The sequence below is a fragment of the Delftia sp. PE138 genome (assembly GCF_018320755.1).
GTDB lineage: Bacteria > Pseudomonadota > Gammaproteobacteria > Burkholderiales > Burkholderiaceae_C > Comamonas > Comamonas tsuruhatensis.
In genome coordinates, this window is sequence record NZ_JABEPN010000012.1 from 105,563 (window position 1) to 125,042 (window position 19,480).

The window sequence follows — 19,480 nt, forward strand, 5'->3', positions numbered from 1 at the left end:
CTGCTGCACCGCCCCCTTCTTGTGCGCAGGCTGGCCGCGTAAGCCGGGTAACGCCTTGTTGCCTGGCGCGCACAAGGGCCTGCGCGGGCAGCGGGGCGGCTTATAAACACCAGTCAGGGGCTGGTGTCAGGAAAGCCCGGGAACCCCGGTTGTGCTTTGCTGTCGCACGTCCTGCGGCAACTGTGCTGCCAGCCCCCTGCCCAAGCCAAAGGACCCCTCCATGCCAGAACGCGACCCCCAAGACTTCCGCCCCCGCGCCAGATCCTCCGGCCCATCGGCTTTCGGCATCGCCGCAGCGGTACTGGCGGCTGCCGCCGTGGGGGGCGCAGCCTGGTGGTACTGGTGGCGTCCCGCCGACGTGCCCGAGGCGCCGCCCGAAGTGGCAGAGGCGCCCGCCCAGCCTGCCGAGCCTGAACCCGTCCCCGCGCCCGAGCTGACCGAGCCCCAGAACCCTGTCGATGCGCTGGAGCCACCCGCGCCCGGCCTGCCCGCGCTGCAGGACTCCGACGCCCATGTCGCCCAGGCACTCAACGGCCTGCTGGGCCGTGACAAGGCAGGCAGCTTTCTGCAGATGGACGGCTTTGTGCGCCGCGCCGTGGCCACCGTGGACAACCTGACCCGCTCCCAGGCCCCTGCACGGCTTTGGCCCGTGCACCCCGCGCCGCAGCGTTTCACGGTGGAGGGCGCGGCGGAGGCCGGGGAGGCACAGGCCATCTCCCCCGCCAACGCCGCACGCTACAAGGCCTTCGTGGCCTTCGCCGAGTCCATTCCCATGGACGGGGCCGTCAAGCTCTATGCCCGGCTGTATCCCCTGTTCCAGACCGCCTATGAAGACCTGGGCTATCCCAGCCGCTATTTCAACGATCGTCTCATTGCCGTCATAGACCATCTGCGCGCCGCGCCCGAGCCCGCGGGTCCGGTGCAGGTCAGGCTGACCAAAGTGGAGGGCGAGGTGCCCTCCGTCCAGCCCTGGGTGCGCTACGAATACGCCGACCCGGAGCTGCAGGCCCTGTCCAGCGGCCAGAAGATGCTGGTGCGCGTGGGGCTGGACAACGAGCGCCGCCTCAAGGCCGTGCTGGGCGAGCTGCGCCGCCGCATCGCCACCGGCGAGATGGCCAAGCCTGCGGGCTGAGGCCAGTCTCCATCCGCCTCAGCCTGCGGCCGGCAGGGGCAGGGCGGTCTTGTACCGCACCTGCTTGAGCGTGAAGCTGGAGCGGATCTTCTCTATGCCCGGAATCGGCGTGAGCTGCTCCACGATGAAGCGCTCCAGCGCACCGATGTCGGCCAGGGCCACGCGGATCAGGTAGTCGGCGTCGCCGCTCATCAGGTAGCACTCCATGACCTCGTCGTGCTCGGCAATGCGGCGCTCGAAGTCGGCCAGCGATTCCTTGGCCTGCGACTTGAGGCTGATGTTGATGAACACGTTCAGCCCCAGCCCCAGGGCCGACGCATTGGCCAGCGCCACATAGCGCGCGATCACGCCGGCCTTCTCCAGCGCCTTGACGCGCGCCAGGCAGGGCGAGGGCGACAGGTGCACACGCCGCGCCAGCTCCACGTTGGACAGCGAGCCGTCCGTTTGCAACTCGGCCAGAATGCGCAAGTCGATGGTGTCCAGTTTCATGTGCCGGATTTTATGTAGATGCCGGCATGAAATGCTGGAATATGGCGTTTTCCTTATCCATGAACGGCTGCTCATGCCGGTCCGCCAGTCCTAAAGTGGCGGGCATGAACGCACCCACGCCGCTGGCCACGCTGGCCGATATCGATACCGATCCCCAGGAAACCACCGAATGGCGGGAGGCCTTCGTGGCCCTGGTCGCCGCCGAGGGGCCGCAGCGCGCGCGCTTCGTGCTCGAAGAGCTGGCGCGCATGGCGCGCGAGCAGCGCCTGGGCTGGCAGCCCGACCTGAATACGCCCTATGTGAACACCGTGGCCGCGCAGCAGCAGCCGGTGTTTCCGGGCGACCTGGCCATGGAGGAGCGGCTGGCGTCCATCATGCGCTGGAATGCGCTGGCCATGGTGGTGCGCGCCAACCAGGCCTATGGCGAGCTGGGCGGGCACATCGCCAGCTACGCCAGCGCGGCCGACCTGTTCGAGACCGGGTTCAACCATTTCTTCCATGCCCGGGAGGGGCTGGCGCCGGGCCAGCACCGGGGCGACCTGGTGTTCTTCCAGCCGCACAGCGCCCCCGGCGTGTATGCGCGCGCCTTCCTGGAAGGGCGGCTGAGCGAGCAGGACCTGCAGCACTATCGCCAGGAGATCAGCGCGCCGGCCGCTGGCGCGCAAGGCCTGTCCAGCTATCCCCATCCCTGGCTGATGCCCGACTTCTGGCAGTTCCCGACGGGCTCCATGGGCATAGGCCCCATCAGCAGCATCTACCACGCGCGCTTCATGCGCTATCTCACGCACCGCCGCCTGCTGGACTGCCAGGAGCGCAAGGTCTGGGGCGTGTTCGGCGACGGCGAGATGGACGAGCCCGAAAGCATGAGTGCCCTCACGCTGGCCGCGCGCGAGGGGCTGGACAACCTGGTGTGGGTGGTCAACTGCAATCTGCAGCGCCTGGACGGCCCGGTGCGCGGCAACGGCCGCATCGTCGATGAGCTGGAGCGGCTGTTCGCCGGCGCGGGCTGGAACGTGGTCAAGCTGCTGTGGGGCAGCGACTGGGACGGGCTGTTGGCTCGCGACATCACCGGCACCCTGGCACGCACGCTGGGCGGCACGGTGGACGGGCAGATGCAGACCTTCGCCGCCAAGGACGGCCGCTACAACCGCGAGCATTTCTTTGGACAGAAACCCGAGCTCGCCGCCCTGGCCCAGGGCCTGACGGACGAGCAGATCGACCGCTTGAAGCGCGGCGGCCATGATCTGGTGAAGATCCATGCGGCCTATGCAGCGGCTGCCGCCCATCGCGGCCAGCCCACGGTGATCCTGGCCCATACCAAGAAGGGCTACGGCATGGGCTCGGCCGGGCAGGGCAAGATGACCACGCACAGCCAGAAGAAGCTGGACGAGACCGACCTGATCGAGTTCCGCAACCGCTTCAACCTGCCGCTCAGTGACGAGCAGGCCAAGGGCCTGGCCTTCCACAAGCCTGCCGATGACAGTGCCGAGATGCAGTACCTGCGCGAGCGCCGAACGGCCCTGGGCGGCGCACTGCCGCGCCGCGAAACGGTGTGCGACCGCGTGCCTGTTCCAGCGCTGGAGCGATACGCCCAGTTCGCGCTGGCGCCTGCCGGCAAGGAAATGAGCACCACCATGGCCTTCGTGCGCATGCTGGGCAGCCTGCTCAAGGATGCGCAGCTGGGCCCGCGCATCGTGCCCATCGTGGCCGACGAGGCGCGCACCTTCGGCATGGCCAACCTGTTCAAGCAGGTGGGCATCTACAGCAGCCTGGGCCAGCGCTACGCGCCCGAGGACATCGGCTCGGTGCTGTCCTACCGCGAGGCGCTGGACGGCCAGATCCTGGAGGAGGGCATCAGCGAGGCCGGCGCCATTGCCAGCTGGACGGCGGCGGCCACCAGCTACAGCGTGCACGGCCTGGCCATGCTTCCGTTCTACATCTACTACTCCATGTTCGGCTTCCAGCGCGTGGGCGACGCCATCTGGGCGGCGGCCGACCAACGGGCGCGCGGCTTTTTGCTGGGCGCCACCTCGGGCCGCACCACGCTGGGCGGAGAAGGCCTGCAGCACCAGGACGGCTCCAGCCATCTGGTGGCGGCCACCATTCCCAACTGCAAGGCCTGGGACCCTGCGCATGCCGGCGAACTCGCCGTGATACTGGACGCCGGCATGCGCGAGATGCTGGTCGAGCAGCGCGATGTCTTCTACTACGTCACGCTGATGAACGAGAACTATGCCCAGCCCGACCTGCCCGCAGGCGCTGCCGAAGGCGTGCTGCGCGGCGCCTATGTGTTCAGCCGTTTTGGCGATGCGGACCGTGCCACGCAGCATGTCACCTTGCTGGGATCGGGCGCCATCCTCACCGAAGTGCTCAAGGCCGCCGAGCAATTGGCCAGCGAGGGCATGGCCGCCACCGTGGTCAGCGTGACCAGCTGGAGCGAGCTGGCGCGCGATGGCGTGGCCTGCGAGCAGCGCATGCTGGCGGGTGAGGCACCTGGCCAGCCCTGGATCGCGCAGCTGCTGCAAGGTACGCAGGGCCCGGTGATTGCCGCCACCGACTATGTGCGCGCGGTGCCCGAGACCGTGCGCGCCTTCCTGCCCGCAGGCCGCCGTTTCCTCACGCTGGGCACGGACGGCTTCGGCCGCAGCGACACGCGTGCGGCGCTGCGCGGCTACTTTGGGGTGGATGCACACAGCGTGGCGCAGGCTGCGCGCCGGATGATCCAGCCAGGTTGAGCCGAGCCTTTCCACGCACCTGGCATCCCCGGGATGTACACATGGCGGCCCCTTCGCGGGGCCGCTTTGCATGGCTGCGCCCCCATTTGCGCCGCCACTTTTCCTGTGGATGGATTAAGCCCGCGTTAAATGCGCAAGTGGCTTATCTTTTTCGTCGGCTTGCATCAAAAAATAGGGTGATTCCACTAGAATTTGTATATATAAGAAGATATTGCGCAAAGAGATTGATATTTGCTGCAATGGTTGCATGCGTTGGGTGGAATATCTCGTCAATATCCGATTTTCTCTTTCAATAATAATTTATTTCACGGGATAGAAGACGATGAAACTCTCGCTCAAGCAAGGCCTGCTGTGCGTGGCCGTGCTGTCGGCTGCCGCATGGCAGCTCGCCATCTCGGCGCCGGCGCCCGAGGTGGATCATGCGCAAATGCCGCAGATCATCGATGACCTGCCCGCCGACTATGCGGCGGACCTGACCGCCGAGCAAAGAACCCTGGTAGACCGTGGCCGTTATATCGCGCGACTCGGTGATTGCGTGGCCTGCCATACCGGAAATAAAACACAGCCCATGGGCGGTGGCCTGGCGCTGGAGACGCCATTCGGCAAGATCTATTCCACCAATATCTCGCCCGACGCCGATACGGGCATGGGCAAATACAGCTTCGAGCAGTTCGACCGCGCCATGCGCAAGGGCGTGGCGGCCGATGGCCGCAACATGTACCCGGCCATGCCCTATCCCTCCTACGCCAAGATGACGGCCGAGGACATGCAGGCCCTGTACGCCTATCTGCTGCAGGGCGTGGCGCCCGTGAAGGCGGCCAACAAGGAGTCCGACCTGGGCTTTCCCTTCAACCAGCGCTGGGGCCTGGCGCTGTGGAACTGGGTGTTTCTGGATGACAAGCCCTTCCAGCCCCAACCGCAGCAAACTGCCCAGTGGAACCGGGGCGCCTACCTGGTGCAGGGCCTGGGCCACTGCGGCGCCTGCCATACGCCGCGCGGCGTGGGCTTCCAGGAAAAGACCATGACCGGCGAGGGCCGCAAGGGCGAGTACTTCCTGGCCGGCGAGACCGTGGAGAACTGGCGCGCACTGAGCCTGCGCGACCTGTGGACACCCGAGGAGACCGCCCAACTGCTCAAGACCGGGCGCAACAGCCACGGCACGGTCTCCGGCAACATGGTCGATGTGGTCCAGCACAGCACCCAGTACATGAGTGACGAGGACCTGCTGGCCATCGGCATCTATCTGAAGTCGCTGCCCGCAGGCAAGAACGACCTGCCCATGCAGGTGGCCCAGGGGCCGGGGCCGGTCATCGCCCCGCATCCGGCGTCGCAGGCCTCCGGGCATGCGCCGTCCGCCACGTCGGCAGTGTCTTCCGATGTGCCTGCCGATCTCTACGCCAGCCGGGGCGGCCTGGGCTATCTGCAGTTCTGCGCCGACTGCCACCGTGCCGATGGCGGCGGCGTGAAGGACGTGTTCCCGCCACTGGCCGGCAATTTCTCGCTGCAGTCGCAGGACCCGTCCACGCTGATCCATCTGATGCTGGCGGGCTGGAAGGCGCCCGTCACGCAAAGCCACGCCCGGCCGCTGACCATGCCCGCCTTCGCACAGCTCAAGGATGCAGAGATCGCCGACATCCTCAACTTCGCCCGCAAGAGCTGGGGCCGTGCCGATGCGCGCGAGATCCATGCCAGGGAGGTGCAATCCATGCGCAAGCAGCTCGATGCCAAGGGCGAAAGCGCACGCCCCTTCGAGACGCCGCGCCTGGCCGCCATGCTGGACGAATCCAATGCGAAGCAACTGGTCTACGGCGCCCGCCTGAACATTGAGACGCGCGACCTGCTGCCCAGGAATGTGGGCAACGCGCTGAACTGCGCCAGCTGCCACCTGAACGCGGGCACGGTGGCCGATGGTTCGCCCTACATCGGTGTCTCGGCCTTCTTCCCCGGCTATGCGCCGCGCGCGGGCCGCGTCATCACGCTGGAGGACCGCATCAATGGCTGCTTCCTGCGCTCCATGAACGGCAAGCCGCTGCCGCTGGAGTCCGACGAGATCAAGGCCATGGTCGCCTACTTCGACTGGATGCGCCGCGAAACCAAGCCCGAGGACAAGGTCGAAGGCCGGGGCGTGGGCAAGATCAGCCAGTCCATCGTGCCCAACGTGGACAACGGCAAGAAGGTCTATGCGGCCCAGTGCGCGGTCTGCCATGGCGGCGAGGGCGAAGGCGTGAAGAATGCCAAGGGACAGTGGGTCTATCCGCCGCTGTGGGGTGACCAGTCCTTCAACATCGGTGCGGGCATGGCGCGCACCTATACGGCAGCGGCCTTCGTCAAGCGCAACATGCCCATCGCCTTCCATGGCAATTTCCCGCTGGGCCAGGGCGGCCTCAGCGACCAGGAGGCCGTGGACGTGGCCGAGTACTTCAGCCACCAGCCGCGCCCGGACTTTGCCAACAAGCACAAGGACTGGCCCAAGGACAAGAAGCCGGCCGACGCGCGGTACTGATGCGCCATCGAGGGAGAAGAAGGCGTTCCCGCCACGCGGCGGGCGCTTGAAGGCGGGGCAGGGAGCGATTCCTGCCCCGCCTTTTTTCGAGGGCAGTGCCCAGTCTTGCGCGCGCTGCAGATCCTTATTGGCGGCGGCCAGTTCATTGCCCAGCCCCTGCACGTGTTGCTGCCGTTGCCTGGTCATCTGCTGCAGCCGGCAGGCTTGGTTCCAGGCCTTCCCGGCAGCGCGTTCGGCGCGCTCAGCCCGCGCGCTGCAGCAGCACCGGCACCGAGGAGGCCAGCAGCGCCACGCCGGACAGGCACAGCAGGCCCAGCACGATCTGCCGGAAACGCATCTCGCTGATGCCGATATACAGCCTGGAGCCCAGCAGCGATGGAATGAGCATGGCCGGCGCCACGATGGCGAACAGCGGCAGCATGCTGCGCGCGACCATGCCGGTGCCCAGGTAGGTGGCCATGGTCACGGCCAGCATGGACAGGTTGAAGTTCTGGATGACCGAGCGCTGCTCATCCTTGGGGTAGCCGCGCAGCGTGCACCACAGCGTGGGCAGCGTGCCCGTGAAGCCGCCCAGTCCGCCCATCACGCCGCCCGCCAGGCCCACGGCGCCGTCTGCCACCCGACCGCCGCGCGCCAGCCTGGGCAGGCGGGCCGGCAGCAGCATCACCGGGCACCACAGCACCAGCATGCCGCCCAGCAAGGCCTTGAACCAGGCCATGTCCAGGTGCGGCAGCAGCAAGACACCCAGGGGTATGCCGGCAAGACCGCCCAGGATGAAGGGCAGCAGCTTTGCCAGCGCAAACCCGCGCCGCACGGTGATGGCCGACAGCACCTGGCCCAGCAGCGAGCCGAAGACGGTGAGCACGGCTGCATCGCGCGGTTCCAGCACCCAGGCCCAGAACGACATGGCCACCATGCCGAAGGCAAAGCCCGACAGGCCCTGCACGAATCCGGCCGCCGCTGCGCCCAGCGCGATGATGAAAAACATGCCATCCATGGTCTGCCTGGTCCTTTCGTACTGGGTGTGCAAGACGCCGGAATTCTGGGACGCATGCATAAGCAGAAATTCGTTTGTTTTTATTGTTCAATATGGTTTTGCTTATGACGCGCCACGCCTGAAGCCATGCCGCAACACCCCACTGCATCGACCGCTGCCCAACTGGCCCACCGCATGGCCACGCGCCTGAAGATGAAGCATTTGCTGCTGCTGCGCTCCATCAGCGAGCTGGGCACGCTGACCCGCGTGGCCGAGCGCATGGCCACCAGCCAGCCCGCCGTGACCCAGGCCCTGGCCGAGCTGGAGTCGTTGTTCGGCGCGCCGCTGTTCCTGCGTTCTGCGCGTGGCATGGAGCCTACGGAGCTGGGCGCGCTGGTGCTGGCGCGCGCCCGGGGCATGCTGGCCGACCTGGACCATTGGGCCCACGACATCGAGGCCGTGGGGCAGCAGCGTGCGGCGCACCTGCAGGTGGGTGTCATCCCCTTCCTGCCTGCGCGCATGCTGGCCGAGGCCATCGGCAGGACGCGGCCGCAAGGCCGGCGCATCACGGTCACGCTGCATGAGGACACCAGCGACCGCCTGCTGCAAAAGTTGCGCGCACATGAGCTGGACTGCGTGATTGGCCGCGCCTCGGCCGTTCTGGACATGAGCGGCATACGGCACAGCGTGCTTTATGAGCAGGAGCCTCGCCTGATCGCCCACCGCAGCCTGGCCACGCGGCTGGGGCGCCGGCCTCTGCAGTGGGCCGAACTCACGGGGCTTGACTGGGTGCTGGGCCAGCGCCGCACGCCCATGCGCGAGCAGATCACCGACTTTTTTCTGCGCGCGGGCGTGGAGCCGCCGCCGCCGTTTGTGGAAACGCTCTCGGCCAAGGTGATCGGGGAACTGGTGGCGGCCAATGAGCGGGCCGTGTCCATCGTGCCGGCCGACATTGCCGAGGAACTGGTGCGCATCGCGGGCGTGGGCATTGTGCGCCACCGTTTCGGCTGGACCCTGCCACCCGTCACCCTGTTCGAGCGCAAGGCGGGCGGGCAGTACGAGGAGCAGCGCCTGTTTGCCCAGGCCCTGAAGGAGGTTTGCTCCGATCAGGGGTGACGGGTGGCCGGCTTGAAGAGCGCAGCCAGCAGCGGCTCCAGCGTGGGGAATTCCATGGCAAAGCGGGCGCGGTCCACGAAGAAGGCCTCGCAGGCCACGGCGAAGAATTCGGCGGGCGCGGTGGCGCCATAGCCGTCCAGCCAGGGCCATTCGCCGCCAAAGCGTTCGGCGATGGTGATCTGCTCACGGAAGGTGTCGTAGGCCGGCGCCCAGGCGGCCTGCCATATCTCGCGGGCCTGGCGCGCGGAGCCGCTGCCCATGAAGCCGGGCGGCAGGGGCGGGCAGCCATCGGCGCCGCCGTTGCGCATGTCGATCTTGTGGGCGAATTCATGGATCACCACGTTGGCGGCCTGGCCGCCGTGACCGTGGTGGCTGGCATGCGGCCCGCGGCCTGCGCCGATGGCCTGCCAGCTCAGCATGACGGGGCCGCCATGCATGGCCTCGCCCATGATCACTTCGTCGTAGTCGTGGATGACGCCGGCCTCGTCCATGCTCTGGCGCCGTGCCACGGCATCGCCCGGGTGCACCACGATGCCGACAAAGTCGTCATACCAGGACAGCGCGCCCTGCGGCTCGCCCCAATGCAGCAGTGGCAGGCAGGCCTGGGCGGCAATCTCCAGCGCCATGGCGTCGCTCACTTGCAGGCCGTGCGCGCCGTGGAAGCGCTTGCGCTGCAGGAAGACGGCGGCCAGTGCGCGCAGCTTCGATTGCTCCTCCAGCGTCAGCGAGGAAAGAAAGGGGTAGGCGGCCAGCGTGGACAGCCACAGTGGCGCTGGAATCTCAGGCACCGGCGAGACGGCGGAGCGTGCGCGGCGGCCCAGCCGCCGGGCCCAGTGGCCCAGTTGTCGCCAGAGGCTCATCGTTGGGGCGCCTGTTCAAGTACTTCGGAAAGCGGCAGGCGCCGCAGGCCCTGGCCCTGCTCCCAGCGCAGCACTTCGGCGCGCGGCACGGCGGCTGCCAAATCCCAGTCGCTGAGCACCACACGCCGCAGGCCATCGCCCAGTTCATGGTTGGCCGGGCGGTGCGTGTGTCCGTGGACCAGGGTGGCGGCGCGTGCGGCGTGCAGCCAGCTGCGCGTGGCCTCGGCATCCAGGTCGGCATAGGTGGGCATGGCGGCGGTGTGGCTGGCGGAGGGGGCGGCTGCGTCCGCTCCGGCCGATTCACGTTTGCGCGATTCGCTCTCCTGCCGGATTCCGCGTGCCTGCTCGCGGCGCAGCGGCAGCGGCTGCGCCAGGAAGGCCGCCTGCCACGCGGCGGAGCGCGCCATGGCGCGAAAGCGCTGGTAGTCCGTATCGTCCAGGCACAGGGCATCGCCATGGCTGAGCAGGATGCGCTGGTCGCCGCAGTCGAGCACGGTGGGGTCGGCCAGCGTGGTCGTGCCGCACAGCGCATCGAACTGCGCTCCGGTCAGGAAGTCGCGGTTGCCCTGCATGAAGAACAGCGGCCTGCGGGCGGCGGCCTCGCGCAGGGTGGCGGCGCAATCGGCCTCGAAACTGCCGGGATCCAGCAAGGCGTCGTCGCCCACCCAGACTTCGAACAGGTCACCGAGCAGAAAGACGGCATCGGCCTGCGTGGCGTGCAGGTAGCGGCGAAAGGCCTGCACGGTGGCGGGCTCGCAGGCCTGCAGGTGCAGGTCGGAGATGAAGTCCAGCGTGCGCCAGGCCGCGGGCAGTGTCCATTCGGCCGCAATGGGCGGCACGCAGGGAGGGCGAGGTGCGGCAGTCTGGGCCATGGGCGGGTGCGCGCCCGGCAAGGGCGCTGCATGAAGGCTTGGGAGGGCTCTGGAGCAGGGCTGTTGTCCATGAGCACGGACAGGGGTGGGCCATGTGCATGGACAACAGGGCGGCTGCACGCCAAGGGGGCAGCCGCCTTTCGGAAGGGTGCCTGATTACAGGGCCACGGCCTTTTCGATGATCACGTCATCCTTGGGCACGTCCTGGTGGCCGCCGTTGCGGCCGGTCTTCACGCCGCGCAGCTTGTCCACGATCTCGGTGCCCTTGACCACCTTGCCGAACACGGCATAGCCCCAGCCCTGGGCGCTGGGCGAGGTGTGGTTCAGGAAGCCGTTGTCGGCCACGTTGATGAAGAACTGGGCGGTGGCCGAGTGCGGGTCGCCGGTACGGGCCATGGCGATGGTGTACTTGTCGTTCTTCAGGCCGTTCTTGGCCTCGTTCTCGATGGGCGCATCGGTGCCCTTTTGCTTCATGCCGGGCTCGAAGCCGCCGCCCTGGATCATGAAGCCATCGATGATGCGATGGAAGATGGTGTTGTCGTAGTGGCCCTTGTTCACATAGGCCAGGAAGTTCTCGGTGCTCTTGGGGGCCTTGGCGGCGTCGAGTTCGAGGGTGATGACGCCGTGGTCGGCGATGTGGAGTTCGACTTGGGGATTGCTCATGGCGATTCCTTGTTGGGTGGAGGGCAGGGGCGTGCCACGCTGGGCGCGGCGCGCGGTTTACTTGACTTCGGTGGCCGAGAGGATGGTCACCGGCTTGGTGGGTACATTCTGGTGCATGCCCTGGTTGCCCGTGGCCACCGTGCGGATTTTGTCCACCACATCCATGCCCTGGACCACGCGGCCGAAGACGGCGTAGCCGTGTCCGTCAGGCTTGGGTGCGTTGAGCATGTCGTTGTTCACCACGTTGATGAAGAACTGCGAGGTGGCCGAGTTGGGATTGCCCGTGCGCGCCATGGCGATGGTGCCCCGGTCATTCTTGAGGCCGTTGTCCGCTTCCAGCGGAATCGGCGCGCGCGTGGGCTTTTCCTTGAGGCTGGCGTCCATGCCGCCGCCCTGGATCATGAAGCCGTCCATCACGCGGTGGAACACCGTGCCGTCATAGTGCTTGTCGCGCACGTACTGCATGAAGTTGGCCACGGTCTTGGGGGCCTTGGCCTCGTTCAGCTCCAGCACGATGTCGCCCATGCTGGTCTTGAGCTGCACCTTGGGTGTGGCGTTCTGCGCCATGGCGGGCAGGGCGGTGCAAAGGGAAGCGGCCAGGGCCATGCCGGCCAGGGAAAGCGACGCAATGCGGCGTGTGGTCATGCAAATCTCCTGAGAAAGCCAAAGGGCTGGGGGATGGAGTGGGAAAACCCGGGCAGGTTCCTGCGCGTGCGCGCAGGCGTGGCAAGACCCAAATGGCGCGCAGACCGCCGTGCCTGGGCGCCGGGGTCGTGCGTGTGGGCCGTGTCTTCTATTTGGTGCCGGTGACTGGAGCCAGCAATTCGCGCAGCAGCTTGAGCTTGGGCCGCACGCTGGCAGCACGGCCGTCCAGGCCTTGTGCCTTGCCGTAGGCCTCGTAGGCCAGGCGGGCGTGGATGTCGCCCAGATTCTCGTAGGCAACGCCGTAGTTGGGGTTGTTGCGCACGGCCGACTCCAGGGCGGAGCGGGCCTTGTCGAGCTGGTTCTGGCCTGCGTAGATGACGGCCAGGTTGTTGTAGGGCTCGGGCAGTTCGGGGTAGTCCTCGATGAGCTGGTTCAGCGCGGCGATGGCCTCGTCGGTCTTGCCGCTGTCGGTCAGGGCCACGGCCTTGAGAAAGCGCATCTGGGGGTCGCGTGCGTTCTTGGCAAGATAGGCTTCGGCGCGTGCCAGGGCCTGGGTGCTTTTGCCGTTGCGCAGCAACTGGTTCACTTCCGTATAGTCGTCGGCGTGGGCGTGGCCTGTTGCGAGCAGGGCCGCCAGTGCCGCGAGGCGCAGGGCGGAGCGAAACGAGTTGCGTAGAGGCATGTAGGTGCTTTCGGGGCCTCGGGGAAACGCCCCGCGGCGCGGGCTTATACTGCTGTGAATTGTAGCTGAGGGGTGTGCTGGGTCACACGGGCTCTGCGCCTGCCGCTCCTGCTCCCTGCTGAGCATGCCTGCATCGGCGCCAAGGGTCCGGCGGCGCGTGGGACGCGCCCCCTGCAGCGGCCCTTTCTCCCCTGATGAACATCCATGAGTTTGCGTATCTACAACACGCTGTCGCGTGCATTGGAAGCGTTTTCGCCAATCGAACCGGGCCATGTGCGCATGTATGTGTGCGGCATGACCGTGTACGACCTGTGCCACCTGGGACACGCGCGCTCCATGGTCGCTTTCGACGTGGTGCAGCGCTGGCTTCGGGCCAGCGGAAATCGCGTGACCTATGTGCGCAACATCACCGACATCGATGACAAGATCATCCGTCGTGCCGTGGAGAACGGCGAGACCATTCGTTCGCTGACCGACCGCATGATCGACGCGCTGCACCAGGACGCCGACGCCCTGGGCATCGAACGCCCCACGCATGAGCCGCGCGCCACCGAATACGTGCCGCAGATGCTGTCCATGATCGGCCGCCTGCAGGACAAGGGCCTGGCCTACCAGGGCAGCGATGGCGACGTGAACTTTGCCGTGCGCAAGTTCCCCGGCTACGGCAAGCTGTCGGGCAAGTCGCTGGACGAATTGCAGGCCGGCGAACGCGTGGCCGTGCAGGACGGCAAGCAGGACCCGCTGGACTTCGTGCTGTGGAAAAGCGCCAAGCCCAGCGAGCCCGACGAGGTCAAGTGGGCCAGCCCCTGGGGCGCGGGCCGGCCGGGCTGGCACATCGAGTGCTCGGCCATGGGCTGCGAGATGCTGGGCGAGAGCTTCGACATCCACGGTGGCGGTGCCGATCTGCAGTTCCCGCACCACGAAAACGAGATTGCCCAGAGCGAAGGCGCGACCGGCAAGCCTTTCTCGCAGGTCTGGATGCACAACGGCTTCATCAACGTGGACAACGAGAAGATGTCCAAGTCGCTGGGCAACTTCTTCACCATCCGCGACGTGCTCAAGGAGTACGACGCAGAGACCGTTCGCTTCTTCGTCGTGCGCAGCCACTACCGCAGCCCGCTGAACTACAGCGACGTGCATCTGAACGATGCGCGCGGCGCGCTCAAGCGCCTGTACACGGCGCTGAGCCTGGTGGCCCCCGCCGAGGTCGCCATCGACTGGAATCATCCCGCTGCCGCGCGCTTCAAGGCTGCCATGGACGAGGACTTCGGCACGCCCGAGGCCGTGGCCGTGCTGTTCGAGCTGGCTGCAGAAGTCAATCGCAGCAAGAGCGCCGAGACGGCGGGCCTGCTCAAGGCCCTGGCCGGATGCCTGGGCTTGCTGCAGGGCGACCCCCAGGCCTTCCTGCAGGCAGGAGCGGCAGATGTGGATGCCGCCGCCATCGAGGCGCAGATTGCCGCACGCGCAGCTGCCAAGGCGGCCAAGGACTGGGCCGAGGCCGACCGCATCCGCAAGGCCCTGCTGGAGCAGGGCATCGTGCTCAAGGACTCCCCTGCAGGCACGACCTGGGAGGCAGCCGCCAAGGGCTGATCCGTATGCCTTGCCAGATGTGCCGCGCCAGGTGCGGGGAGGTGCTTTGATGGCCTCCGCCAAACCCCTGGACACCATGGATTTCGAGCAGTTGCCGCTGGTGGCCGATCTGCCCGTGCCCGAACAGCAACCGGCCCCGCTGCCGGTGGTGACGCTGGGCGCGCGCGCAGGCTCGCCGCCTGCCGCCGCAGCGGCCGCTGCCGCCACGCCCAAGGCCAAGATATCGCTGCCCGCGCCGCCCGAAGGCGCGCCTGCCTACTGGGCCGAGGCCTGCCGCCAGCTCGTGCGCCGCGACCGCGTGATGAAGCGCCTGATCCCGCGCTTTGCCCACCTGGCCCTGCAGCCCGGTGGCGATGCCTTTGCCACGCTGGCGCGCTCCATCGTGGGCCAGCAGATCTCGATGAAGGCCGCGCAGACGCTGTGGAACAAGTTCGCACGCCTGCCTGCGCGGATGACGCCTGACCTGGTGCTCAAGCTCAAGGTGGACGACATGCGCGCCGTGGGCCTGTCCGCCCGCAAGGTGGACTACCTGGTGGATCTGGCCATGCATTTCACCGAGCACCGCCTGCACCAGGACGACTGGCAGGGCATGAGTGACGAAGCCATCGTGGCCGAGCTCATGTCCATCCGCGGCGTGGGCCGGTGGACGGCCGAGATGTTCCTCATCTTCTACCTGCAGCGGCCCAATGTGCTGCCGCTGGACGATGCAGGCCTGATCTCGGGCATCAGCCAGAACTATTTTTCAGGCGACCCCGTCAGCCGCAGCGAGGCGCGCGAGGTTGCCGAGGCCTGGAAGCCGTGGTGCACCGTGGCGACTTGGTATATTTGGCGCTCGCTCGAGACGCAGCCTGCCGCCTGAAGACAAACCGATCACACCCGATCAACCCCCGTTTTCCGGCCGGAACGCATGCACCGTGCCTGGCTGGGACAAGGAGAAACAAGTTGGCGAAAAAGAACTTTCTGGATTTTGAGCAGCCCATTGCCGAGCTCGAATCCAAAATCGAGGAACTGCGCTACGTGCAGACCGAAAGCGCAGTCGACATCTCGGAAGAGATCGAGCAGCTCAGCAAAAAGAGCCTGCAGCTGACCAAGGACATCTACAGCGACCTCTCGCCCTGGCAGATCACCAAGATCGCGCGCCATACCGAGCGTCCCTACACGCTGGACTATGTGCGCGACTGCTTCACCGACTTCATCGAGATGCACGGCGACCGGCACTTTGCCGACGACCAGTCCATCGTGGGCGGGCTGGCGCGCTTCAATGGCATGTCCTGCATGGTCATCGGCCACCAGAAGGGCCGCGACACCAAGGAGCGCACGCTGCGCAACTTCGGCATGACGCGCCCCGAGGGCTACCGCAAGGCCCTGCGCCTCATGAAGACGGCCGAGAAGTTCGGCCTGCCGGTCTTCACTTTCGTGGACACGCCCGGCGCTTTCCCCGGCATCGAGGCCGAGGAGCGCGGCCAGTCCGAAGCCATCGGCCGCAACATCTACGAAATGGCCCAGCTGCAGACCCCCATCATCACCACCGTCATCGGTGAAGGCGGCTCGGGCGGCGCACTGGCCATTGCCGTTGCCGACCAGGTGCTGATGCTGCAATACGCCGTCTACTCCGTGATCAGCCCGGAAGGCTGCGCCTCCATCCTCTGGAAGACCGGCGAAAAGGCCCAGGACGCGGCCGATGCCATGGGCATCACGGCCCACCGCCTCAAGGCCCTGGGCCTGGTGGACAAGATCGTCAACGAGCCCGTGGGCGGCGCCCACCGCGACCCCAAGCAAATGGCCGCCTTCCTCAAGCGTGCGCTGGGCGATGCCTACCGCCAGCTGGCCGACCTCAAGCCCAAGGAACTGCAGGACCGCCGCTACGAGCGCCTGCAAAGCTACGGCCGTTTCGCCGATACGAAGGCAGACAATCGCTGAAGGCTAGCGCCACGCTCTGGCACACTGAACGGCTCCCCCTGGGAGCCGTTTTCTTTTTGCGCCGGGACTCGGCCTGAGTCCTGGCATACCTGATCCAAGCCTGTGGAAATGCCGATCACCGACCTGCCGCAGAACCTGCCGGGCACCTCACCAGACGCCGAGTCAGGCGTCGCGTCAGGCGCCGCCTTGGGTGCTGCCATCCAGCGCTTTGCGCCACCGCTGCCGCTGGCCGTTGCCTTTAGCGGCGGAGCGGACTCCACTGCGTTGCTGCTGGCCTGCGCCGAGCGCTGGCCGGGCCAGGTCGTCGCCATCCATGTGCACCACGGCTTGCAGTCGGCCGCCGATGCCTTTGTGCTCCAGTGTGAAAAAACCTGTGCGCAGCATGCCGTCCCCTTGAAGATCTGCCGCGTGGATGCGCGCCACGCGCCGGGCCAAAGCCCTGAGGATGCGGCGCGTCAGTTGCGCTACGCCACGTTGATCAAGGCCGCCACCGAGCCCTGGCCTGCGCAGGGCGGTGTGCCCATGCCTGCCGTTCGCAGCCTGGCCCTGGCGCAGCATGCCGACGACCAGGTCGAGACGCTGCTGCTGGCGCTGTCGCGCGGCGCCGGCGTTGCGGGGCTGGCCGCCATGCCGGCGCAGTGGAGCAGGGCGGGACTTGCGTGGTATCGACCGCTGCTTGATCTGCCTGGCCAGGTATTGCGGGACTGGCTTGCTGCGCGCGGCCAGGAGTGGGTGGAAGACCCTTCCAATGCCGATGCCCGCTACACCCGCAATCGCATCCGCGCCCAGTTGCTGCCGGCGTTGCACCAGGCCTTCCCCCAGTTTCGCGCCACCTTTGCGCGCAGCAGCCGGCATTGCGCCGAAGCGGCCGAGCTCCTGCAGGAGATGGCCCAGGCCGACCTGGGTGCGGTGGGCAACCCGCCCCGCATCGCCGCATTGCAGGCGCTGAGCCCGGCGCGCCAGGCCAATGTGCTGCGCCACTGGCTGCGCAGCGTGCATGCCACCACCCCGAGCGCCGCGCAGCTCGATCAACTGCTCGCTCAGGTCGGCGTTTGCCGTACGCGAGGCCACCGCATCCATCTCAAGATGGGCAGGGGTTTTGTGCGGCGCCTGGGGTCAGTGCTCGATTGGTACAATTGACAGGTTTTGGTCCAACTTTGCACGAAAACCGGCGGCGCGCCAAAACCAAATGGCTTGCGCAAGACGGGTCTGGGCGGACATTTCGCTACATGCGCAGTCCTCTTGAGCACCTGGCTTGCACAAGCACCCCCTGTCGTACAGCGCCGTGCCTAGCAGTTTCGTCACCCTGATATCCAATGGCACTGATCGTTCATAAATACGGCGGCACCTCGATGGGCTCGACAGAGCGCATCCGCAACGTTGCCAAGCGCGTGGCCAAGTGGGCTAGGGCCGGTCACCAGATGGTGGTCGTCCCCAGCGCCATGAGTGGCGAAACCAACCGTCTGCTGGGCCTGGCCAGCGAGCTGGCTCCCAGCTCGGCCAAAACGGCGTACTACCGTGAACTCGACATGCTCGCCTCCACGGGCGAGCAGGCGTCGTCGGCACTGCTGGCCATTGCGCTGCAGGCCGAAGGCCTGGAAGCCATCAGCTTCTCGGGCTGGCAGGTTCCCGTGCGCACGGACAGCAGCTTCACCAAGGCGCGCATCGAGTCCATCGATGACAAGCGCGTTCGCGCCGAACTCGACGCTGGCCGCGTGGTCATCATCACCGGCTTCCAGGGCATTGATCCCAACGGTCACGTCACCACGCTCGGCCGTGGCGGCTCCGACACCTCGGCCGTGGCCGTGGCTGCGGCGCTGAAGGCGGCCGAATGCCTGATCTACACCGACGTGGACGGCGTCTACACCACCGACCCGCGCGTGGTGCAGGCCGCCAAGCGCCTGAACACCGTGAGCTTCGAGGAAATGCTGGAGATGGCCAGCCTCGGCTCCAAGGTGCTGCAGATCCGCTCCGTGGAATTTGCCGGCAAGTACAAGGTGCCCATGCGTGTGCTCTCCAGCTTCACGCCCTGGGACATCGACCTGGAGGAAGAGTCCACCTCCGGCACGCTGATTACTTTTGAGGAAGACGAAAAAATGGAAAAGGCCGTCGTATCCGGCATCGCATTCAACCGCGGCGAAGCCAAGATCTCCGTTCTCGGCGTGCCCGACACCCCCGGCATCGCCTACGGCATCCTGGGCCCGGTGGCCGACGCCAACATCGAAGTCGATGTGATCATCCAGAACATCAGCAAGGAAGGCAAAACCGACTTCAGCTTCACCGTCAGCCAGGGCGACTACCAGCGCGCCATGGAACTGCTGCGTGACAAGGTCGTGCCTGCCCTGGGTGCCTCCGAAGTCGTCGGCAATCCCAACATCGCCAAGGTCAGCATCGTCGGCATCGGCATGCGCAGCCATGTGGGCGTGGCCTCCACCATGTTCCGTGCGCTGAGCCAGGAAGGTGTGAACATCCAGATGATCTCCACCTCCGAGATCAAGACCTCCGTCGTCATCGACGAGAAGTACCTGGAGCTGGCCGTGCGCGCGCTGCACACCGCCTTCGGCCTCGACAAGACGGAATAAAATCGATGTTTTGCCGAAACCGGCAAAAAAGCACGTTACAATAACGTCATTCCGGAAACGTGACCGAGTGGCCGAAGGTGCTCCCCTGCTAAGGGAGTATGGGGTGTAGAGCCTCATCGAGGGTTCGAATCCCTCCGTTTCCGCCAGAATCAAAAAGCCACCCGCAAGGGTGGCTTTTTTTATGAGAGGGTTGCTTCGGTGGCCTGATCAAGCGGCTGGGGCTGATGCTCTGGTTGCGGTGGCGAAGTTCTTCTTGTTGGCTTGTTGAAAAAACGTGCTACAATGCAAGGCTCTGCTGAGGAGAGCGATGCAGATCGCTGGTGTTGAAAAGATCGAAGAAATTTGATTGCAACGACGCTAAAAACTGTGCTAGAATTCAAGGCTTCGCTGATCGCAGCAAGTCAGAAGCAAGGAAAAAATTCTTCGCTTCGATCCTTAAAAATATACAGCCGATAAGCGTGGGCGTTTGAGGCGAACAGCCAAGTTCTTTGGAACTCGGCTCTTTGAAGCCAAAAAACGCTCATGAGAATAGAAGTGAAGTTCACTTCAATTCCGTTTTTATGAGTTAGTCGAAAGACTTTAAATTCAAGATCGAACTGTAGAGTTTGATCCTGGCTCAGATTGAACGCTGGCGGCATGCCTTACACATGCAAGTCGAACGGTAACAGGTCTTCGGACGCTGACGAGTGGCGAACGGGTGAGTAATACATCGGAA

The 19,480-nt window shown here is 66.0% G+C and carries 16 protein-coding genes, 1 tRNA gene and 1 rRNA gene; 11 read left to right on the forward strand and 7 right to left on the reverse strand.

The features are described from left to right. The first annotated feature begins 220 nt into the window (after window positions 1-220). The gene (locus HFGMBDPB_RS27570; protein ID WP_047219662.1) at window positions 221-1,132 is read left to right on the forward strand and encodes a DUF3014 domain-containing protein; all 912 of its coding nucleotides are present in this window, start codon (window positions 221-223) and stop codon (window positions 1,130-1,132) included. A gap of 18 nt (window positions 1,133-1,150) precedes the next feature. On the opposite strand, the gene HFGMBDPB_RS27575 is transcribed toward HFGMBDPB_RS27570, so the two are convergent. Beyond that, the gene (locus HFGMBDPB_RS27575) at window positions 1,151-1,621 is read right to left on the reverse strand and encodes an Lrp/AsnC family transcriptional regulator (protein WP_012204416.1); all 471 of its coding nucleotides are present in this window, start codon (window positions 1,619-1,621) and stop codon (window positions 1,151-1,153) included. A gap of 104 nt (window positions 1,622-1,725) precedes the next feature. Here HFGMBDPB_RS27575 and mdeB point away from each other — a divergent pair, with 104 nt between their 5' ends. After that, entirely contained in the window at window positions 1,726-4,356 is a 2,631-nt protein-coding gene (gene mdeB / locus HFGMBDPB_RS27580; RefSeq protein WP_212646674.1) for an alpha-ketoglutarate dehydrogenase, read from the forward strand. A gap of 322 nt (window positions 4,357-4,678) precedes the next feature. Then, window positions 4,679-6,859, forward strand: a complete 2,181-nt coding sequence (locus HFGMBDPB_RS27585) for a c-type cytochrome (protein WP_212646675.1) — start codon at window positions 4,679-4,681, stop codon at window positions 6,857-6,859. Window positions 6,860-7,100: 241 nt separating this feature from the next. On the opposite strand, the gene HFGMBDPB_RS27590 is transcribed toward HFGMBDPB_RS27585, so the two are convergent. Further along, a complete protein-coding gene (locus HFGMBDPB_RS27590) occupies window positions 7,101-7,856 on the reverse strand; it encodes a sulfite exporter TauE/SafE family protein (RefSeq protein WP_249343740.1) in 756 nt (251 codons plus the stop codon). A gap of 126 nt (window positions 7,857-7,982) precedes the next feature. Here HFGMBDPB_RS27590 and HFGMBDPB_RS27595 point away from each other — a divergent pair, with 126 nt between their 5' ends. Then, on the forward strand, window positions 7,983-8,951 hold the full coding sequence (locus HFGMBDPB_RS27595) for a LysR family transcriptional regulator (RefSeq protein WP_026062449.1): 969 nt from the start codon (window positions 7,983-7,985) through the stop codon (window positions 8,949-8,951). On the opposite strand, the gene HFGMBDPB_RS27600 is transcribed toward HFGMBDPB_RS27595, so the two are convergent. The 5 genes from HFGMBDPB_RS27600 to HFGMBDPB_RS27620 all read right to left on the reverse strand — a co-directional run bounded on the left by HFGMBDPB_RS27600 (window position 8,942) and on the right by HFGMBDPB_RS27620 (window position 12,673). After that, window positions 8,942-9,811 carry a M90 family metallopeptidase gene (locus HFGMBDPB_RS27600; RefSeq protein WP_126311682.1) on the reverse strand — a complete coding sequence of 290 codons (870 nt, stop codon included), beginning with the start codon at window positions 9,809-9,811 and terminating at the stop codon, window positions 8,942-8,944. The two genes, HFGMBDPB_RS27595 and HFGMBDPB_RS27600, sit on opposite strands and share 10 nt — an antisense overlap. Continuing rightward, entirely contained in the window at window positions 9,808-10,683 is an 876-nt protein-coding gene (locus tag HFGMBDPB_RS27605) for a UDP-2,3-diacylglucosamine diphosphatase (RefSeq protein WP_212646677.1), read from the reverse strand. The genes HFGMBDPB_RS27600 and HFGMBDPB_RS27605 overlap by 4 nt, the downstream gene beginning before the upstream one ends. 156 nt (window positions 10,684-10,839) lie before the next feature. Next, window positions 10,840-11,346 (reverse strand): peptidylprolyl isomerase, encoded by a 507-nt coding sequence (locus tag HFGMBDPB_RS27610; protein WP_016450537.1) that lies wholly within the window; start codon window positions 11,344-11,346, stop codon window positions 10,840-10,842. Window positions 11,347-11,403: 57 nt separating this feature from the next. Beyond that, window positions 11,404-11,991, reverse strand: coding sequence for a peptidylprolyl isomerase (locus HFGMBDPB_RS27615; RefSeq protein WP_016450536.1), 588 nt, complete (start codon window positions 11,989-11,991; stop codon window positions 11,404-11,406). Window positions 11,992-12,139: 148 nt separating this feature from the next. After that, the gene (locus HFGMBDPB_RS27620) at window positions 12,140-12,673 is read right to left on the reverse strand and encodes a tetratricopeptide repeat protein (RefSeq protein ID WP_016450535.1); all 534 of its coding nucleotides are present in this window, start codon (window positions 12,671-12,673) and stop codon (window positions 12,140-12,142) included. 204 nt (window positions 12,674-12,877) lie between these two features. On the opposite strand from HFGMBDPB_RS27620, the gene cysS reads away from it, so the two are divergent. The 7 genes from cysS to HFGMBDPB_RS27655 form a co-directional block, all read left to right on the forward strand. Beyond that, window positions 12,878-14,263 (forward strand): cysteine--tRNA ligase, encoded by a 1,386-nt coding sequence (gene cysS / locus HFGMBDPB_RS27625; RefSeq protein WP_026062450.1) that lies wholly within the window; start codon window positions 12,878-12,880, stop codon window positions 14,261-14,263. Between the two features lie 49 nt (window positions 14,264-14,312). After that, complete coding sequence (locus tag HFGMBDPB_RS27630) at window positions 14,313-15,122, forward strand: DNA-3-methyladenine glycosylase family protein (protein WP_016453875.1); 810 nt, start codon at window positions 14,313-14,315, stop codon at window positions 15,120-15,122. A gap of 83 nt (window positions 15,123-15,205) precedes the next feature. Next, window positions 15,206-16,183, forward strand: a complete 978-nt coding sequence (locus tag HFGMBDPB_RS27635; RefSeq protein WP_016450532.1) for an acetyl-CoA carboxylase carboxyltransferase subunit alpha — start codon at window positions 15,206-15,208, stop codon at window positions 16,181-16,183. 108 nt (window positions 16,184-16,291) lie between these two features. Beyond that, window positions 16,292-17,323 (forward strand): tRNA lysidine(34) synthetase TilS, encoded by a 1,032-nt coding sequence (gene tilS / locus HFGMBDPB_RS27640; protein ID WP_016453874.1) that lies wholly within the window; start codon window positions 16,292-16,294, stop codon window positions 17,321-17,323. Window positions 17,324-17,499: 176 nt separating this feature from the next. After that, window positions 17,500-18,765, forward strand: coding sequence for an aspartate kinase (locus HFGMBDPB_RS27645; RefSeq protein WP_016450530.1), 1,266 nt, complete (start codon window positions 17,500-17,502; stop codon window positions 18,763-18,765). 53 nt (window positions 18,766-18,818) lie between these two features. Further along, window positions 18,819-18,911, forward strand: a tRNA-Ser gene (locus HFGMBDPB_RS27650). Window positions 18,912-19,358: 447 nt separating this feature from the next. Then, a 16S ribosomal RNA gene (locus HFGMBDPB_RS27655) occupies window positions 19,359-19,480 on the forward strand; the annotation flags it as partial.

Bases quoted from the DNA above. Each gene is read 5' to 3' on its own strand.
- HFGMBDPB_RS27575 (WP_012204416.1), bottom strand. From the start codon at position 1,621: ATGAAACTGGACACCATCGACTTGCGCATTCTGGCCGAGTTGCAAACG.
- cysS (WP_026062450.1), top strand. From the start codon at position 12,878: ATGAGTTTGCGTATCTACAACACGCTGTCGCGTGCATTGGAAGCGTTT.
- HFGMBDPB_RS27585 (WP_212646675.1), top strand. From the start codon at position 4,679: ATGAAACTCTCGCTCAAGCAAGGCCTGCTGTGCGTGGCCGTGCTGTCG.
- HFGMBDPB_RS27570 (WP_047219662.1), top strand. From the start codon at position 221: ATGCCAGAACGCGACCCCCAAGACTTCCGCCCCCGCGCCAGATCCTCC.
- HFGMBDPB_RS27630 (WP_016453875.1), top strand. From the start codon at position 14,313: ATGGCCTCCGCCAAACCCCTGGACACCATGGATTTCGAGCAGTTGCCG.
- HFGMBDPB_RS27595 (WP_026062449.1), top strand. From the start codon at position 7,983: ATGCCGCAACACCCCACTGCATCGACCGCTGCCCAACTGGCCCACCGC.
- HFGMBDPB_RS27610 (WP_016450537.1), bottom strand. From the start codon at position 11,346: ATGAGCAATCCCCAAGTCGAACTCCACATCGCCGACCACGGCGTCATC.
- HFGMBDPB_RS27620 (WP_016450535.1), bottom strand. From the start codon at position 12,673: ATGCCTCTACGCAACTCGTTTCGCTCCGCCCTGCGCCTCGCGGCACTG.
- HFGMBDPB_RS27600 (WP_126311682.1), bottom strand. From the start codon at position 9,811: ATGAGCCTCTGGCGACAACTGGGCCACTGGGCCCGGCGGCTGGGCCGC.
- mdeB (WP_212646674.1), top strand. From the start codon at position 1,726: ATGAACGCACCCACGCCGCTGGCCACGCTGGCCGATATCGATACCGAT.
- HFGMBDPB_RS27615 (WP_016450536.1), bottom strand. From the start codon at position 11,991: ATGACCACACGCCGCATTGCGTCGCTTTCCCTGGCCGGCATGGCCCTG.
- HFGMBDPB_RS27605 (WP_212646677.1), bottom strand. From the start codon at position 10,683: ATGGCCCAGACTGCCGCACCTCGCCCTCCCTGCGTGCCGCCCATTGCG.
- HFGMBDPB_RS27590 (WP_249343740.1), bottom strand. From the start codon at position 7,856: ATGGATGGCATGTTTTTCATCATCGCGCTGGGCGCAGCGGCGGCCGGA.
- HFGMBDPB_RS27645 (WP_016450530.1), top strand. From the start codon at position 17,500: ATGGCACTGATCGTTCATAAATACGGCGGCACCTCGATGGGCTCGACA.
- tilS (WP_016453874.1), top strand. From the start codon at position 16,292: ATGCCGATCACCGACCTGCCGCAGAACCTGCCGGGCACCTCACCAGAC.